Source organism: Streptomyces sp. NPDC093065 (genome assembly GCF_044754585.1).
GTDB lineage: Bacteria > Actinomycetota > Actinomycetes > Streptomycetales > Streptomycetaceae > Streptomyces.
The window spans coordinates 20,748-36,099 of the sequence record NZ_JBIVPJ010000009.1; the positions used below are offsets into that span (position 1 = coordinate 20,748).

Here is a 15,352-nt window from a genome sequence, read left to right on the forward strand (position 1 = left end):
TACGGCTCCTCTGCTTTCCGTGGAAAGAAGCGGGCCCCGCCGTCGGTGGCGGGGCCCGAGATCCGTTACGAACCGACCCTGCGCTTGTTCCACACGTCGAACCCGACCGCCGCCAGCAGCACCGCGCCCTTGATGACCTGCTGCCAGTCGGTGCCGATGCCGACCAGGTTCATGCCGTTGTTCAGCACGCCGAGGACCAGACCACCGATGATCGCGCCGAGGACCGTGCCGACGCCGCCGCTCATCGAGGCGCCGCCGATGAAGGAGGCGGCGATGGCCTCCAGTTCGAAGTTGAGGCCCGCCTTGGGCGAGGCCGCGTTGAAGCGGGCGGCGAAGACCAGACCCGCCAGCGCCGCGAGCATGCCCATGTTCAGGAAGACCAGGAAGGTGACCTTCTTGTCCCGTACGCCCGACAGCTTGGCGGCGGGCAGGTTGCCGCCGATGGCGTAGATGTGGCGGCCGATGATCGCGTTGCGCATCAGATAGCCGAAGCCGACGACCAGGACACCCAGGATGAGCAGCACGATCGGGGCGCCCTTGTAGCTGGCCAGCAGCAGCGTGACGACGAGGACGGCGGCGACCAGCGCGACCAGCTTGAGCAGGAACAGCTTGACGGGCGGCACGTCGAGGGAGAACTCCTGCTGCCGCTTGCGGTCGCGGACCTCCTGGTACACCACGAAGGCGATCAGGGCGAAGCCCAGCAGCAGGGTGAGATTGTGGTAGTTGGTGTTGGGGCCGACCTCGGGCAGGAAGCCGTTGGCGATCTTCTGCAGGTCCTTGGGGAACGGGCCGAGGGTCTGGCCCTTGAGGAAGATCTCCGTCAGACCGCGGAAGAGCAGCATGCCCGCGAGGGTCACGATGAACGACGGTATGCCGAGATAGGCGATGAAGAAGCCCTGCACGGAGCCGGCCGCGGCGCCGATGGCCAGGCACAGGATCACCGCCACCGGCCACGGCATGTCGTTCCTGACCATCAGGACGGCGGCCGTCGCGCCCACGAACGCGGTCAGTGAGCCCACGGACAGGTCGATGTGGCCCGCGATGATGACGAGCATCATGCCGATCGCGAGGATCAGGATGTAGCTGTTCTGCAGCACCAGGTTGGAGACGTTGCGCGGCAGCAGCAGGTCGCCGTCGGACCACACCGCGAACAGCACCACGATCAGGCCGAGGGCCATCAGCATGCCGTACTGGCGCATGTTGCGGCGCATGCCGTCGAGCATCAGCTGCAGCAGCCCGCCGCCGGAGGCCGGACCCTCTCTGCCGGGCGGCGCCGGTGCCGGGGTCTTGGCGGTCACGTCCGTGCTCATCGGCTTACCTCTTTGTCCTTCTTGTCCTTCGTCATCTGCCGCATCAGCGCTTCCTGCGAGGCCTCGGCCCGCGAGAACTCACCCGTCAGCCGCCCCGCGGCCATCGTGTAGATGCGGTCGCACATGCCGAGCAGCTCCGGCAGTTCGGAGGAGATGAACACGACCGCCTTGCCCTCGGCCGCCAGGCGGTCGATGACCGTGTAGATCTCGTACTTGGCGCCCACGTCGATGCCGCGCGTGGGCTCGTCCAGGATCAGCACCTCGGGACCCGCGAAGATCCACTTGCTGAGGACGACCTTCTGCTGGTTGCCGCCGGACAGCTTGCCGACCGGCTCGAAGACGGTCGGCGCCTTGATGTTCATGGACTTGCGGTAGTCCTCGGCGACCTGCCGCTCGCCGTGCTCGTCGACGACACCCCGCTTGGAGACCTTGCCCAGCGCGGTCAGCGAGATGTTCCGGTTGATGGTGTCGATGAGGTTGAGGCCGTAGTGCTTGCGGTCCTCGGTGACGTACGCGATGCCGTGCCCGACCGCCTCGGGGACGGTCTTCGTGCGGATCTCCCTGCCGTCCCTGAGGACCGTGCCGCCCGCGTGCCGGCCGTAGGTGCGGCCGAAGACGCTCATCGCCAGCTCGGTGCGGCCGGCGCCCATCAGCCCGGCGATGCCGACGATCTCCCCGCGCCGCACCGAGACCGAGACGTCGTCGACGACCTTGCGCTGCTGGTCGATGGGGTGGTGCACGGTCCAGTTGCGGATCTCCAGGGCCGGCGCCGCGCCCTTCTCGGGCTGGTGCGGGGTCCGGTCCGGGAAGCGGTTCTCCAGGTCGCGGCCGACCATGCCGCTGATGATCCGGTCCTCGGTCGTCTCCGCCGCCTTCACGTCGAGCGTCTCGATGGAGCGCCCGTCGCGGATGATGGTGACCGAGTCGGCGACCCGGCGGATCTCGTTCAGCTTGTGCGAGATGATGATCGAGGTGATGCCCTGTTCCTTCAACTGGAGGATCAGGTCGAGGAGTTTGCCGCTGTCCTCGTCGTTGAGTGCCGCCGTCGGCTCGTCGAGGATGAGCAGCTTCACCTTCTTGGAGAGCGCCTTGGCGATCTCCACCAGCTGCTGCTTGCCCACGCCGATGTCGGCGACGCGGGTCTCCGGGTGCTCGTCGAGACCGACCCGGCGCAGCAGTTCGGTGGCGTGCTTGAGGGTGTCGTTCCAGTTGATCAGTCCGCGCTTGGCGTGCTCGTTGCCGAGGAAGATGTTCTCCGCGATGGACAGATACGGCACCAGCGCCAGCTCCTGGTGGATGATCACGATGCCGTGCTGTTCGCTCGCCCGGATGTCCTTGAACCGGCAGGTCTCGCCCTCGAAGAGGACGTCCCCCTCGTAACTGCCGTGCGGGTGGACTCCGGAGAGCACCTTCATCAGGGTCGACTTGCCGGCGCCGTTCTCCCCGCAGATGGCGTGGACCTCGCCCTGGCGAACGGTCAGCGTGACGTCCGACAGCGCTTTGACACCGGGAAAGGTCTTGACGATCGAGCGCATTTCCAGGACGGGTCCCGCCATGGTCGTGCCTTCCAATCCTTGATGGAGCCAGGTCAGTTGATCTGGTCCTCGGTGTAGTAGCCGCCGTCGACCAGGATCTTCTTGTAGTTGGACTTGTCGACGCTGACCGGCTGCAGCAGGTAGGCGGGGACGACCTTGGCACCGTTGTCGTAGGACTTGGTGTCGTTGACCTCGGGCTTCTTGTCGTTCAGGACCGCGTCGACCATGTTCGCGGCGACCTTCGCGAGCTGGCGCAGGTCCTTGTAGACGGTCTGGGTCTGCTGGCCCGCGACGATCGACTTCACCGAGGCGATCTCGGCGTCCTGACCGGTGACGACCGGCATGGCCTTGCTGCCGGAGCCGTAGCCGTCGGACTTCAGGGCGGACAGGATGCCGATGGAGATGCCGTCGTACGGCGAGAGCACCGCGTCGACCCGGGCGCTGCGGTAGCTGGAGGTGAGCAGGTCGTCCATGCGCTTCTGCGCGGTGCCGCCGTCCCAGCGCAGGGTGGTGACCTGGTTGAGGGCGGTCTGCTTGGACCGGACGACGAGCTGGCCCTTGTCCATGTAGGGCTTCAGGACGTTCATCGCGCCCTGGAAGAAGTACTTGGTGTTGTTGTCGTCGTTGGAGCCGGCGAACAGCTCGATGTTGAAGGGGCCCTTCTTGCCCGCCTTCAGACCGAGCTTGTCGACGATGTAACCGCCCTGCAGCTCACCGACCTTCTCGTTGTCGAACGACGCGTAGTAGTCGACGTTCTCCGTGCCGAGGATCAGCCGGTCGTAGGAGATGACCGGGATGTCGGCGTCCTTGGCCTGCTGCATGACGTTGCCGAGGGACTTGTTGTCGATCGCGGCGACGATCAGGGCGTCCACACCCTGCGTGATCATGTTCTCGATCTGCGAGACCTGCTGGTCCGGGTCGTCCTCGCCGTAGACGAGCTTGGTCTTGTAGCCCTTGCCCTTCAGCTCCTTGACGACGTTGGCGCCGTCGGCGATCCAGCGCTCGGAGGACTTGGTCGGCATGGCGATGCCGACGGTGGCGCCGTCGCTGCCCCCCTTGTCCTCCTCGCTGCCGCCCTCGCTGTTCTGGCCGCAGGCGGTCAGCGTGAGGGCGAGCGAGGCGGCGGCGGCTGTCGCGGCGAGTGCGGCTCTGCGGTTGCGCATGGTCATCATCCTTGAGGTGAGGGCTGTGTCGGCGACGCAGGTGTGTGGGATTGTGCGCGGTCGTGTCGTCTTTTGTGAAGGGAGTTTCCGGAACGTTATGACGAGGTCCCGAACCGGTTGAGCGCCCCGGGCAGCCGGGTCCCGAGCGGCGCCATCTCCCCGTCCGCGCCGTGCCGGGCGAGCAGGTCGAGGGCGAGCCGGCCGCGCCGCACCCGCTCCTTGGCGGTGGCCAGCGTCAGTTCCCGCAGGTGGTGCCCGTACGGATAGATCCCGGGCGCCTTGGAGAGGCCGAACTTCAGATACAGGGGGGCGCCGCGCCGGATCAGTTCGGCGACCTCGTACATCCGCACATAGCCGCCGAGGTCGTCGGGAGCCTCGATGTACATGTCCATCGGCGCGGCCGAAACCCGCCGTATTTCGGTCAGGTGATCGAGCGTCAGGTCGCTGGGCACGTTGACGGAGTCGGCGCCGAGCCGCTCGTAGACCGCGTACGAGGCCGGGTTGACCGGTCCGACGAGGGCCGAGAGCTTGAGCGTGGTGTCGGCCGGCAGGAGGCCGGAAGTACGGGCCCGGTGCAGCGTCCACAGCACGCCCTCGTCGGCGACCAGCAGGCACTTGACGCCCAACTCACAGGCGCGCACGGCGTCTTCGACACATCCGGCGACCGCGGCGTGACCGCGCGCCCGAAGGCCCGCGCCGCCCGAGTCGGTCCGGGTGGAGCCGCCGATGTCCCAGGTGCCGCGCGGACCGGTGAACAGGCAGAGCTCGATGTCCCGTTCGGCGGTGGCCTCGACCATCTCGGTGATCTCGGCGTCGGTGAGCATCCACACGCCGCTGCCCTGGCTGATCCGGTGGATCGGCACGTCCAGCCGCGAGGACTCCTTGAGCACCACCGCCAGCGCCTCCGGCCCCTCGCAGGAGGGGATCTCGGTGCGCCAGCGGCCACCGCCCGGGAAGGAGTGCGGCGAGGCGTCGGCGGGATCGGGGTCGGGCGCGGCCAGGCCGAGTGCGGTGAGGGCCTGCTCACCGGGCCTGCGTGCGGCGGCCGTGGCGGAAGGGTCGGTCACAAGCTGTCCTTAGTGTTCGATATGTCGGACGAAGTTCGCGGCGGCGGGTGCGCGGGGCTGCGAGTGTCAGCCGCGTCCGTCCGTGTCCGCGGCGCGGGTGCGAGTCGCCCCCGTCCGGTGGGGGTGCGCCGGCGCGGAGGCCGTCAGGTCGCCCCCGCACCGGCGTACGGTTCAGGGGAGCGGGTCCGGGTGCAGCAGGACCTTTCCGACCTTCGGGTCGCCGGAGCCCACCAGCTCGATGGCCTCGGAGAACTCCGAGAGCGGCAGCTCGTGCGTCACCAGCGGCCGCGGATCCAGCAGCCCGGCCGCGAAGACCCGCACCGTGTGCGCCCAGGCGTCCGGCGGCGCCCCGAAGACGGTGTGCACCTCCAACTGCCTCACGACCAGGTCGGTGGGGTCGAGGCCGTCGGCGCCCGGCGCCGGGATGCCGGTCAGCACCAGCCGCCCGCCCCGGCGCAGCAGCGCGGCGGCCGTACGGGCGGCGTCCGCGGACCCGGCGGTCTCGATCACGACGTCGAAGTCGTCCGGGAGCGGCCGGTCCTTGGTGCGGAAGCCGGTCGCGCCGAACCGCCGCGACAGCGCCTCCCGGTCACCGCGGGTACCGACGACCAGCAATTCGGCCGGGGAGGCGGCGCGCAGGAACTGCACGGCGAACATGCCGAGCGTGCCCGTGCCGACGACGGCGACCCGCTCGCCCGGCCGGGCGTTCGCCTTCAGCGCGGCGGCGGCGATGCAGGCCGCGGGCTCCAGCAGGGCCGCGGCCGTGAGGTCGGCGTCGTCCGGCAGGGCGTGCAGCAGCCGGGCGGGCAGCGTCAGCGTCGGGGCCATGGCGCCCGGCCGGGTGAACCCGGTCTCCTCGTACCCGGCCGTGCACAGCGTCGTCTCGCCCGCGTGGCAGCGGTCGCACACCTGGCAGTTGCGGAAGCCCTCGCCCACGACCTTCCGGCCGGCCAGCGAGGCCGGCACGCCGGCGCCGACCCGCTCCACCGTCCCGGACCACTCGTGCCCGGGGGTGAGCGGGTAACGCACGTACCCCTCGGGCCGGTTGCCCTGGTAGACCTCGCGGTCGCTGCCGCAGATCCCGGCGGCGTGCACCCGCACCAGCGCCTCGCCGGGCCCCGGTTCACGCGGCTCGTGCGGCACCAGCCGGTGCACCCCCGGTGCCTCGACGAGGACCGCGCCGCTCATGCCCCGGTCCCCTTGGGGTTGCGCTGCTCCCAGCCCTCGGCCCACAGGTCGAACCGCGCCTGCTGCTGCGGGAACTCGGCCGCCGCGTCGGTGTCCAGCTCGACGCCGAGACCGGGTGCGTCGGAGAGGTGGAAGCACCCGTCCTCCGGGTCCACCTGCGGTGCGCCCTTCACGACCTTCTTGATCTCCGCGTCCGCGAAGTCGTTGAAGTGCTCCAGGATCTTGAAGTTCGGGGAGGTGAAGCCGACCTGGAGACTGGCGGCGGTGAGCACGGAACCGCCGACGTTGTGCGGGGCGACCAGCGTGTAGTGCGTCTCGGCGGTCGCCGCCAGCTTCCGCGTCTCCCAGATGCCGCCGATGTGGCCGACGTCGGGCTGGACGACGTCCACCGACTGGTCCTCGAACAGCTCGCGGAACTCGATGCGGTCGTGGATGCGCTCACCGGTGGCGACCGGGATGTCGACCTTCTCGGCGACCTTCTTGAGCGCCTTGAGGTTCTCCGGCGGGACCGGCTCCTCCAGCCAGGCCGGCTTGAAGGGCGCCAGTTCGCGCGCCAGCCGGACGGCGGTGGACGGCGAGAAGCGGCCGTGCATCTCCAGCATCAGCTCGGCGTCCGGCCCGATGGCGTCCCGCACGGCTTCGATCAGCGAGACGGCGTAGTTCGTCTGCCGCTGGTCCAGTTCGAAGTGCCCGGTGCCGAACGGGTCGATCTTCAGTGCCCGGTACCCGCGCTCCACGACCCCCTGCGCGGCCTTGTGGTACGCCTCCGGCGTCCGCTCGGTCGTGTACCACCCGTTGGCGTACGCCTTCACCTTGTCGGTGACCTTGCCGCCCAGCAGCTGCCACACGGGGACGCCGAGGGCCTTGCCCTTGATGTCCCAGCACGCCATCTCGACGACGGCGATGCCCGACATCACGATCTCGCCCGCGCGGCCGTAGTCGCCGTACTTCATGCGGCGCACCAGGTCCTCGACAGCGAACGGGTCGGAACCGAGAATGTGGTTGGCCTCGGCCTCCTTCAAGTAGCCGAGGAGCGCGTCGGTGTGCCCCAGCATCCGGGTCTCGCCGACTCCGGTGATGCCCTCGTCGGTGTGCACCTGGACGTAGGTCAGGTTGCGCCACGGCGTCCCGACCACGTGTGTGCTGATTCCGGTGATGCGCACGGCGGCTGCCCTTCGCTCTGTTCGATATGTCGTCACTCGTTCGAAATGCTGGCGTGACAGTAAGGACGGGGTGCTCGGGGTGTCAATGGGGCGGACACATAACGGTTTCGGCAGTTTCGAGGGCGGGGGAGAAACCGCTCCCGGGGTCTTCCCCACACAACTTTCACAGGCGCCTCTAGGAACGCGCCCGTCCCGGAACTTAACCTTCCCGCGTCATGGACTACTGCCACCCGTGCCGACGGCACCTCAACGGCGCCCTCGCCTGCCCGGGGTGCGGCACGCCCGCCCACGAACTCCACGCATCGGACGCCCGTCTGACGGCGAGTGAGGGGACTGCGCTCAGGACCGCCGACGAGGCCCCGGCGGTCGACGAGAAGCCCGAAGACGACCTCGGGGACGACCCCGAGGACGACCCCGGCGACGCCACGCCGTCCGGAGCCCGGTCCAGCCGCCGGGACCGCAAGGCCGCCGCACACCGCAGGCGCCGTCGCCGGACCCTGTTCGTCGCCGCGGGCTTCGTCCTGGCGGCCGGCGGACTGAGCCTCGCCGAACTCGGCACGGACGCCCCGCACTCCCCGGAGAAGCCGGCCGCCGCGGCCGGCGAGACGGCGGACGGCGAGGCGACGCGCGAGGTGGGGGAGGCGTCGGCGGTCCCGGTCGACGACACCTCGCGGACGGCCCCGGCCTCGGGTGCGCCGTCCGCTAGCGCGTCCGCGTCGACAACGGTGTCGGCGTCCCCTTCGGAATCCCCCGAGGCGCAGGAGCCGGAAACGGCGAGCGAGTCCGGCGCCCCCGGCGCTTCCCGGGCACCCACCCCGACCGCCACCCCGCCGCCCGCGGACCCGGACCCGTCGCCCCCGGACTCGGACGACCCGCCCCCGACGACGTCCCCCACCCCGCCGGAACAGCCGGACCCCACCCCCACGGAGACCTGCGACCGCTTCCTGTGGTGGTGCACCTGAGCCTGCTCCGCCGGGTGCGCCGACCCGCGGACGGCGACGGCCGGATCACGATGCGGCCGGCGCGGGTCACTAGGCTGAGCGATCTCATGCCTCAGGGGGTTCGGTTGGTGCCGCGAAGTGCGCTGGGACGGGACTTCCGCAGGTTGTGGGGTGCCTACGCGATCAGCGCGGCGGGCAGTGCCGTCGGCATGGGCGCGTTGCCGCTGATCGCCCTGCTGGTGCTGGACTCCTCGGCGTTCCAGGTCTCCGTGCTCGCCGCGCTGTCCGCGGTGGCCAGTGGGGTCATCGCTCTGCCGCTGGGCGTGCGGATCGAGCACCGGTACAAGCGGCCGGTCATGATCACCGCCGACCTGGTCCGCTGCGCGGTGCTGGTGAGCGTCCCGGTCGCCATGGCGTGGGACCGGCTCACCTTCGTCCACCTGTGCACCGTCGGCGTTCTCCAGACGGCGGCGGCCATCGCGTTCGACGCGGCGAGCGGGGCGCACCTGAAGGCGCTCGTCCTGCCCGATCACCGTCTCCGTGCCAACAGCCTGTTCGAGACGACGAACTGGATCAGCGTCAGCGCCGGCCCGCCCGTCGGCGGGCTCCTGATCGGGCTCCTGGGAGCGGCCGCCACGCTGGTGGTCGACGCGCTGTCCTTCCTCGGGTCGGCCCTGGGCATCCGGCGCATCCGGCAGGCGGAACCCACGCCGCCGGCGCGCGCCGCCGACTCCCGCCCGAGCCGTGACATCGCCGCCGGATGGCGGTACCTCCTGAGCCACAGCGGACTGCGGCCGCTGTTCTTCAACTCACTGCTCTTCGGCGGCTCCATCATGATGACCTCACCGCTGATGGCCGTCCTCATGCTGGACGACCTCGACCTGGCGCCCTGGCAGTACGGACTCGCCCTCGGGCTGCCCTGCCTGGGCGGCGTGCTGGGTTCACGCCTGACGCCGCCGCTCACCCGGCGATTCGGAGAGCGCCGCATCCTGCTGCTGTCCGGTGTCGTGCGCTCCTTCTGGGTGATCCTCATGCCGCTGGCCCCCTCCGGTGCCCTCGGCCTGTGCTTCATCGTGGTCGTCGACTTCGGCCTGCTCCTCTCGGCCGGGGTCTTCAACCCGTCGTTCGCCACGTACCGCATGGCGGCCACACCGGACGCCTTCATGTCCCGCGTCGCCACCTCCTGGTCCGTCGGCTCGAAGACCTGCCAGGCGGTCTTCATGATCGCCGGTGGCGTCGTCGCCACCGCGGCGGGGGTACGCGGTGCGCTGCTCATCGCGGGTCTGCTGTGCACGGCGAGTGCGCTGCTCCTGCCGTGGCGAGGGGCACGCACCCCCGCGGGAGGTGTTCCGGCGCCCGCGACGGAAGCGGTTCCGGCCCCGGCCGCCGGCGATTCAGCCGTCCGTCCCCAGCATCCGGCGCAGAGCGTCCCGCAGCGCGATCCGCTCGGCCTCCGACAACCCCGCCAGCGGCTCCCGCGCGAACCGCAGTGACTCCCGCAGTCCCCGCGCCACTCGCCGCCCCTCGTCCGTCGCCGCCGCGACCTTCACCCTCCGGTCGCCGGGATCGGGACGCCGCTCGACCAGCCCCCGCGCCTCCAGCCGGTCCACGATCCCCGTGACGTTCGACGGCTCGCACTTCAGCTTGTGGGCCAGCTTCCGCATCGGCAACGGCTCCAGCGAGAGCAGGCTGAGCAGCTTGGCCTGCGCCCCGGTCAGAGCGCGCTCCGCCGCCGCCTCCTCGTAGTCCGCGTGGAACCGGGCCACGACCTCGCCGATGAGCTGGACGACTTCGAGGGTGAGAGCGTCGGGTCGGCGCGTGGTGTCGCGTGGTGTGGCCATGGAATCCAGGGTACCCATTTGTTTGACAACCTGAAATGTTCAGCCGCATGGTTGTTTCAGAGTATGAAACATCCTCGGCAGGCGAGTCCGAGCGACGCCGAGCGACTCCGAAGCAAGCCCCAGGAAAGGTGCCCCATGACCGACTCCCCCGCCCTCCCCGCCGTCAACCGCGAATGGCACCTGGTCACCCGCCCGGTCGGCTGGCCGAAGCCGGAGGACTTCGCGCTCGTCGAGGCGGAGGTGCCCACCCCCGGCGACGGGCAGGTTCTGGTGCGCAACCTGTACCTCTCGGTCGACCCGTACATGCGCGGGCGCATGAGCGCCGCCAAGTCCTATGCCGCCCCCTACGAGCTGGGCAAGCCCATGCTGGGCGGCGCCGTCGGCGAGGTCGTCGCCTCCAACGCCGAGGGCGTCGCCGTCGGCGACCACGTCCTGCACTACTTCGGCTGGCGCGAGTACGCCGCCGTGGACGCGGCGAACGCCGTCAAGGTCGACCCGGACGCGGCACCCCTGTCGACGTACCTGGGTGTGCTCGGCATGACGGGGCTCACCGCCTACGCCGGCCTGCTGCACACCGCCTCCTTCAAGGAGGGCGACTCGGTCTTCGTCTCGGGCGCCGCGGGTGCCGTCGGCAGCCAGGTGGGACAGCTCGCCAGGCTCAAGGGCGCCTCGCGGGTCGTCGGCTCGGCCGGCTCGGACGAGAAGGTCAGGCTGCTTCTCGACGAGTACGGCTTCGACGCCGCCTTCAACTACAAGAACGGCCCGGTGAGCGAGCAGCTGCGAGGCGCCGCCCCGGACGGCGTCGACGTCTACTTCGACAACGTGGGCGGCGACCACCTGGAGGCCGCCATCGGCTCCCTCAACCTGAACGGCCGCGTCGCCATCTGCGGCGCGATCTCCGTGTACAACAACACCGAGCCCGCGCCCGGCCCGAAGAACCTCGCCCGGCTCATCCAGACCCGCGGCCGCATCGAGGGCTTCCTGGTCGGCGACCACTACGACCTCCAGCCGCAGTTCGTCGAGGAGGTCGGTCCCTGGGTCCGCTCCGGCGAGCTGAAGTACCGCGAGACGATCGTCGAGGGCATCGAGAACAACCTGGAGGCGTTCCTCGGGGTCCTGCGCGGCGACAACACCGGCAAGATGATCGTCAAGCTCTGACTTCACTGCTCTTCCGGTATGCGATAGCGTCTTTCCGAAATCCGTCGTGATCGTGGGCGCGAGTCACGGCGGACCGAGGAGGAAGACACCCGTATGCCCATGCAGCAGTCCGAAGTCCTCTACACCGCCGTCGCCACCGCCGAGAACGGCCGCGACGGCCGGGTGGCCACCGACGACGGCAAGCTCGACGTGGTCGTGAACCCGCCCAAGGAGATGGGCGGCAACGGCGCCGGCACCAACCCGGAGCAGCTCTTCGCCGCCGGGTACAGCGCCTGCTTCCAGGGCGCGCTCGGTGTCGTGGCCCGCCAGGAGGGCGCCGACGTCTCCGGCTCGACCGTCACCGCGAAGGTCGGGATCGGCAAGAACGACGACGGCTTCGGCATCATCGTCGAGATCTCCGCCGAGATCCCCTCCGTCGACGCCGCCACCGCGCGGTCGCTGGTGGAGAAGGCCCACCAGGTCTGCCCGTACTCGAAGGCGACCCGCGGCAACATCACCGTGACCCTCGCCTGAGCGGGAACGGGCCGGCGCGCCGACCGGTAGAGTGCCGCCCATGCGTGATCTCGGGGCGGGGTTCGGCCATCTGCTGAAGGGCCAGCGCTGGGTGGCCCGGCACGGCCGGAGCTACGGCTTCGGACTCGTCCCGGGCCTGATCACCCTGGTCCTGTACGTGGGCGTGCTGATCGCGCTCGCGCTGTGGGGCGACGACTTCGTCGGCTGGGCGACGCCCTTCGCCGACGACTGGCCGAGCCCCTGGCCCGGGCTCTTCCGCGGCTTCCTCACCGCCGTGCTGTTCGCCCTCGCCCTGCTGCTGGCCGTCCTCACCTTCACCGCGGTCACCCTGCTGGTCGGCCAGCCCTTCTACGAGGCCCTCTCCGAGCGGGTCGACCGCGACGTCTCCCCGGACGGCACCGCCCCCGAGTCCGATCTGCCGCTCTGGCGCGAACTGTGGATCTCCGGCCGCGACAGCCTGCGGATCCTGGTCCGCGCCGCCGTCTGGGGCGTGCTGCTCTTCGCGCTCGGCTTCGTCCCGGTCGTCGGCCAGACGGTGGTCCCGGTGGTCGGCTTCTTCGTCACCGGCTTCTTCCTCACCGAGGAGCTGGCCGCCGTCGCCCTCCAGCGCCGCGGCGTCGAACTGCGCGAGCGCCTCGCCCTGCTGCGCTCGCGCAGGATGCTGGTCTGGGGCTTCGGCACCCCGCTGGGCGTGTCCTTCCTGGTGCCGTTCGTCGCGGTGTTCCTGATGCCGGGCGCGGTCGCCGGCGCCACGCTCCTCGCCCGCGAACTGCTGGGCGAGGAGATCCGCGACGGCGCCGACGACCGGTCCGAGGATGGGCAGGGAGACGGGCGGGGAGACGGGCAGGGAGACGGGCGGGGAGACGGTCCCGCCGACCCGGCGGTCAGCCCCGGTCCGGCCCCGCGGCACTGACCGCCGCGGCCACGACCGCCCGCGTCTGCGCCACGATGTCCAGCCGGTTGCGCACGAACTCCGGGTCGGTGACCGCCCCCGTCGCCGGATCGGTGTTCCCGGCCCCGAACTCCAGCACCGGCGTGTGCACGTGCCCGCCCGGCAGCGAGTCGTGCAGCCCGAGCCGGTCGCGCAGCAGCGTCGCGCGGTAGGCGATCTCGTTGGAGAGATAGTTCCCTCCGCCGCCCTCCCGGGCCGTCGATCCGGGCGTCGGACCGTCCGGCCGTACGACCGGCTCGGTGCCGCCCGCCGGGATCTCCGTCACGCTCGTGTGGTCGTACACCGGGAAGCGGCCGGTGTCCGCGGCCGTGATCGCCGCGTAGGGCAGCGTGGTCGTCGTCCACTGCGGCTGCGAGGCCGGGTCGGCCACCGGGACCGTCTCCGTGCGCGATACGTTCTCGTTGTCCGGGAAACCGCCGCGCCAGGCCCCGTTGGTCCGCTCCACGTCGAACCGCCCGACCCGGCCCTGGCTCACCGTGGTGAACAGGTCCACCCCCGGCAGGTACGGCCGCAGCGCCCGCTCCACCGCCCCCTCGGCGAAGTCCCGCCAGCGCACCGGGAACACGGCCGTCTCCACCCGTGCGGGGCCGTCCGGGGTGTCGATCACCGTGCCGTCCAGGGCGAGCGCGACGGCACCGGACGGATTGGAGATCCGGACGTCCCGGTCCAGGGTGAAGGGGTCGAAGCCGGTGAGCAGCACCCGCTTCATGCCCTTGGCCTTGCTCTTGCCCTTGCTCTTCGGGTGCCCGTCGCGCGGCAGCCGGAGGTCGCCGTGACCGCGCGAGGTGCGCTCCAGCTCCGTGAGCAGCGCGGTCCGTTGCCGATCGCCCAGCCCGAACCCGGGCTCCCAGGTGCGCAGTTCCCGCGTCATCGCCAGCCGCGCCCAGTACAGCGGCCGGTCGTCGTCGCGGCTGAGGTCCCCGCGGGCCGGCCCGCGCCCCTGCACCCGGTCCACCGCCCGCCGCCACAGCGCCGCGCCCTCGTGCGCCACTACGGCACGCGCCTCGCGGTAGGAGCCCGCCCGTCCGAGCTTCCGGGCGAACGCCGGTGTCACCGCGGCGAATCCGGAGCGTTGCAGGATCTCCCCGGGCACGTCCCCGTCGAGCCGCCGCTCCTCGACGGTGGGTGCGGGGGCGGTGCCCGCCGGAGGTGCCGCCGTCGCCGTCGTGGGGGCCGCGAGCCCCGCCACCAGGGCCAGTCCGAGTACGCCGATCCGAACACGTATGGGTGTCAAGGGAGTCCAGGTCCTTCCGTCGCCGTGGGGTGCGCTGCCGGACGGCGGCAGTATCGCGTGACGGGAGGGGCGTGCGCCATGGCGCGTGGCGACCGACTCATGGCTGTTTGTGAAGGGTTCGTACGAACTCCTGATCGGATGCCCGATCGCGGACCGCCGGATCACCGCGGCGATTAACGTCGGACCCGGGACGCCCGCGAGCGCGCCCCCGTGAACAGCCCCGGCCCGGAACCTGACGGCCGGGCCGGGGCTCGGGGCGCCGGTCTTCGGCGTGTGCCCTCCTAGCGCGCCGAGAAGCCGTACACCGTCTCCGAACGGAACACCTCGCCCGGCCGCAGCACCGTGCTCGGGAAGCCGGGCCGGTTGGGGGAGTCGGGGAAGTGCTGCGTCTCCAGCGCGATCCCGTCGCCGGGGGCGAAGGGCTCCCCCAGGTGGTCGGCGGTGTACACCTGGAGTCCCGGCTCGGTCGTCGCCACCGTGAGCACCCGCCCCGACGCCGGGTCGTACAACTCGGCGATCTCCTCGGCGGTACTGGTCACACCCTTGTCGAGGACGAAGTTGTGGTCGTACCCCGAGCCGATCTTGCGCCCCTGCCGGAAGTCGAAGCGCGTGTCCGTCACGTCGTCGAGGCCGCCCGTCGGGATCAGGGCGGCGTCGACCGGCGTGATCCGGGAGGCGGCCAGCCGCAGTTCGTGCCCGCCCGCGTGCCCGGAGCCGCCCAGGTTGAAGTAGCTGTGGTTGGTCGGGTTCAGCACGGTCGGCGCGTCCGTGACCGCCTCGTACGCGATCCGCAGCGCGCCCGGCTCCTCCAGCGTGTATGTCACCGACATCTCCAGCCGGCCCGGGAAGCCCTCCTCGCCGTGCGGGGAGACACGGCTCAGCCGGATGCCGTGCCCGGCGTCCCCGACGGGGCTCACGTCCCACACGCGCTTGTCGAAGCCCCGCTCGCCGCCGTGCAGCGAGTTCGGCCCCTCGTTGGGCGCCACCGCGTACGTCCGCCCGTCCAGCGGGAAACGCCCGCCCGCGATCCGGTTGGCGTACCGCCCGACCAGCGCGCCGAGGTAGGGCTCGGGGTGCCTCACATAGCCGTCCAGGTCCGCGAACCCCAGCACCACACCGGCGGTGTGCCCGTCCCGGTCGGGAACCTCGGCCGACTGCACGATCCCGCCGTACGACAGGACCCGTACCCGTACGCCGGCCCGCTCCAGGGTCCAGCGGTGTACCGGGGTGCCGTCGGAAAGTGTGCCGAAGAGTTCGCTCATGTGCGGAACTCTAGGACACGCCCAG

At 70.8% G+C, this 15,352-nt stretch carries 14 protein-coding genes; 5 read left to right on the forward strand and 9 right to left on the reverse strand.

The features are described 5' to 3' along the window. Window positions 1-65 precede the first annotated feature (65 nt). From mmsB to ACIQFU_RS17425, 6 genes are all read right to left on the reverse strand, one after another. Window positions 66-1,310 (reverse strand): multiple monosaccharide ABC transporter permease, encoded by a 1,245-nt coding sequence (gene mmsB, locus ACIQFU_RS17400; RefSeq protein WP_402552384.1) that lies wholly within the window; start codon window positions 1,308-1,310, stop codon window positions 66-68. After that, complete coding sequence (gene mmsA / locus ACIQFU_RS17405; protein WP_402552386.1) at window positions 1,307-2,866, reverse strand: multiple monosaccharide ABC transporter ATP-binding protein; 1,560 nt, start codon at window positions 2,864-2,866, stop codon at window positions 1,307-1,309. The genes mmsB and mmsA overlap by 4 nt, the downstream gene beginning before the upstream one ends. Before the next feature lie 32 nt (window positions 2,867-2,898). Further along, window positions 2,899-4,008: a multiple monosaccharide ABC transporter substrate-binding protein gene (gene chvE / locus ACIQFU_RS17410; RefSeq protein WP_402552388.1), complete on the reverse strand. Its 1,110-nt coding sequence runs from the start codon at window positions 4,006-4,008 to the stop codon at window positions 2,899-2,901. Between the two features lie 95 nt (window positions 4,009-4,103). Beyond that, window positions 4,104-5,075: a hypothetical protein gene (locus ACIQFU_RS17415; protein WP_402552390.1), complete on the reverse strand. Its 972-nt coding sequence runs from the start codon at window positions 5,073-5,075 to the stop codon at window positions 4,104-4,106. A 171-nt stretch (window positions 5,076-5,246) separates the two neighbouring features. Next, a complete protein-coding gene (locus ACIQFU_RS17420; protein ID WP_402552392.1) occupies window positions 5,247-6,263 on the reverse strand; it encodes a zinc-binding dehydrogenase in 1,017 nt (338 codons plus the stop codon). Next, entirely contained in the window at window positions 6,260-7,426 is a 1,167-nt protein-coding gene (locus tag ACIQFU_RS17425) for a mandelate racemase/muconate lactonizing enzyme family protein (RefSeq protein ID WP_402552393.1), read from the reverse strand. The genes ACIQFU_RS17420 and ACIQFU_RS17425 overlap by 4 nt, the downstream gene beginning before the upstream one ends. Before the next feature lie 215 nt (window positions 7,427-7,641). On the opposite strand from ACIQFU_RS17425, the gene ACIQFU_RS17430 reads away from it, so the two are divergent. Both ACIQFU_RS17430 and ACIQFU_RS17435 read left to right on the forward strand, forming a co-directional pair. Next, window positions 7,642-8,388, forward strand: coding sequence for a hypothetical protein (locus ACIQFU_RS17430; RefSeq protein WP_402552395.1), 747 nt, complete (start codon window positions 7,642-7,644; stop codon window positions 8,386-8,388). A gap of 104 nt (window positions 8,389-8,492) precedes the next feature. Continuing rightward, entirely contained in the window at window positions 8,493-9,860 is a 1,368-nt protein-coding gene (locus tag ACIQFU_RS17435) for an MFS transporter (RefSeq protein WP_402552397.1), read from the forward strand. Here the strand turns inward: ACIQFU_RS17435 and ACIQFU_RS17440 are convergent. Further along, window positions 9,762-10,208, reverse strand: coding sequence for a MarR family winged helix-turn-helix transcriptional regulator (locus ACIQFU_RS17440; RefSeq protein WP_402552398.1), 447 nt, complete (start codon window positions 10,206-10,208; stop codon window positions 9,762-9,764). The genes ACIQFU_RS17435 and ACIQFU_RS17440 overlap by 99 nt on opposite strands. A gap of 135 nt (window positions 10,209-10,343) precedes the next feature. On the opposite strand from ACIQFU_RS17440, the gene ACIQFU_RS17445 reads away from it, so the two are divergent. The 3 genes from ACIQFU_RS17445 to ACIQFU_RS17455 all read left to right on the forward strand — a co-directional run bounded on the left by ACIQFU_RS17445 (window position 10,344) and on the right by ACIQFU_RS17455 (window position 12,792). Next, window positions 10,344-11,366, forward strand: a complete 1,023-nt coding sequence (locus ACIQFU_RS17445) for an NADP-dependent oxidoreductase (RefSeq protein ID WP_402552400.1) — start codon at window positions 10,344-10,346, stop codon at window positions 11,364-11,366. A 93-nt stretch (window positions 11,367-11,459) separates the two neighbouring features. Then, window positions 11,460-11,879 carry an organic hydroperoxide resistance protein gene (locus ACIQFU_RS17450; protein ID WP_402552402.1) on the forward strand — a complete coding sequence of 140 codons (420 nt, stop codon included), beginning with the start codon at window positions 11,460-11,462 and terminating at the stop codon, window positions 11,877-11,879. A gap of 40 nt (window positions 11,880-11,919) precedes the next feature. Continuing rightward, on the forward strand, window positions 11,920-12,792 hold the full coding sequence (locus tag ACIQFU_RS17455) for an EI24 domain-containing protein (protein ID WP_402552404.1): 873 nt from the start codon (window positions 11,920-11,922) through the stop codon (window positions 12,790-12,792). Here ACIQFU_RS17455 and ACIQFU_RS17460 read toward each other — a convergent pair. Then, entirely contained in the window at window positions 12,764-14,065 is a 1,302-nt protein-coding gene (locus tag ACIQFU_RS17460) for a pyroglutamyl peptidase (protein WP_402552406.1), read from the reverse strand. The two genes, ACIQFU_RS17455 and ACIQFU_RS17460, sit on opposite strands and share 29 nt — an antisense overlap. Before the next feature lie 281 nt (window positions 14,066-14,346). Continuing rightward, complete coding sequence (locus ACIQFU_RS17465; RefSeq protein ID WP_402552407.1) at window positions 14,347-15,327, reverse strand: aldose epimerase family protein; 981 nt, start codon at window positions 15,325-15,327, stop codon at window positions 14,347-14,349. Between the last annotated feature and the right edge of the window lie 25 nt (window positions 15,328-15,352).

Excerpts from the sequence above, each read along its gene's own strand:
- mmsA (WP_402552386.1), bottom strand. The coding sequence starts at position 2,866 with ATGGCGGGACCCGTCCTGGAAATGCGCTCGATCGTCAAGACCTTTCCC.
- ACIQFU_RS17430 (WP_402552395.1), top strand. The coding sequence starts at position 7,642 with ATGGACTACTGCCACCCGTGCCGACGGCACCTCAACGGCGCCCTCGCC.
- mmsB (WP_402552384.1), bottom strand. The coding sequence starts at position 1,310 with ATGAGCACGGACGTGACCGCCAAGACCCCGGCACCGGCGCCGCCCGGC.
- ACIQFU_RS17455 (WP_402552404.1), top strand. The coding sequence starts at position 11,920 with ATGCGTGATCTCGGGGCGGGGTTCGGCCATCTGCTGAAGGGCCAGCGC.
- ACIQFU_RS17420 (WP_402552392.1), bottom strand. The coding sequence starts at position 6,263 with ATGAGCGGCGCGGTCCTCGTCGAGGCACCGGGGGTGCACCGGCTGGTG.
- ACIQFU_RS17445 (WP_402552400.1), top strand. The coding sequence starts at position 10,344 with ATGACCGACTCCCCCGCCCTCCCCGCCGTCAACCGCGAATGGCACCTG.
- ACIQFU_RS17465 (WP_402552407.1), bottom strand. The coding sequence starts at position 15,327 with ATGAGCGAACTCTTCGGCACACTTTCCGACGGCACCCCGGTACACCGC.
- ACIQFU_RS17440 (WP_402552398.1), bottom strand. The coding sequence starts at position 10,208 with ATGGCCACACCACGCGACACCACGCGCCGACCCGACGCTCTCACCCTC.
- chvE (WP_402552388.1), bottom strand. The coding sequence starts at position 4,008 with ATGCGCAACCGCAGAGCCGCACTCGCCGCGACAGCCGCCGCCGCCTCG.
- ACIQFU_RS17450 (WP_402552402.1), top strand. The coding sequence starts at position 11,460 with ATGCCCATGCAGCAGTCCGAAGTCCTCTACACCGCCGTCGCCACCGCC.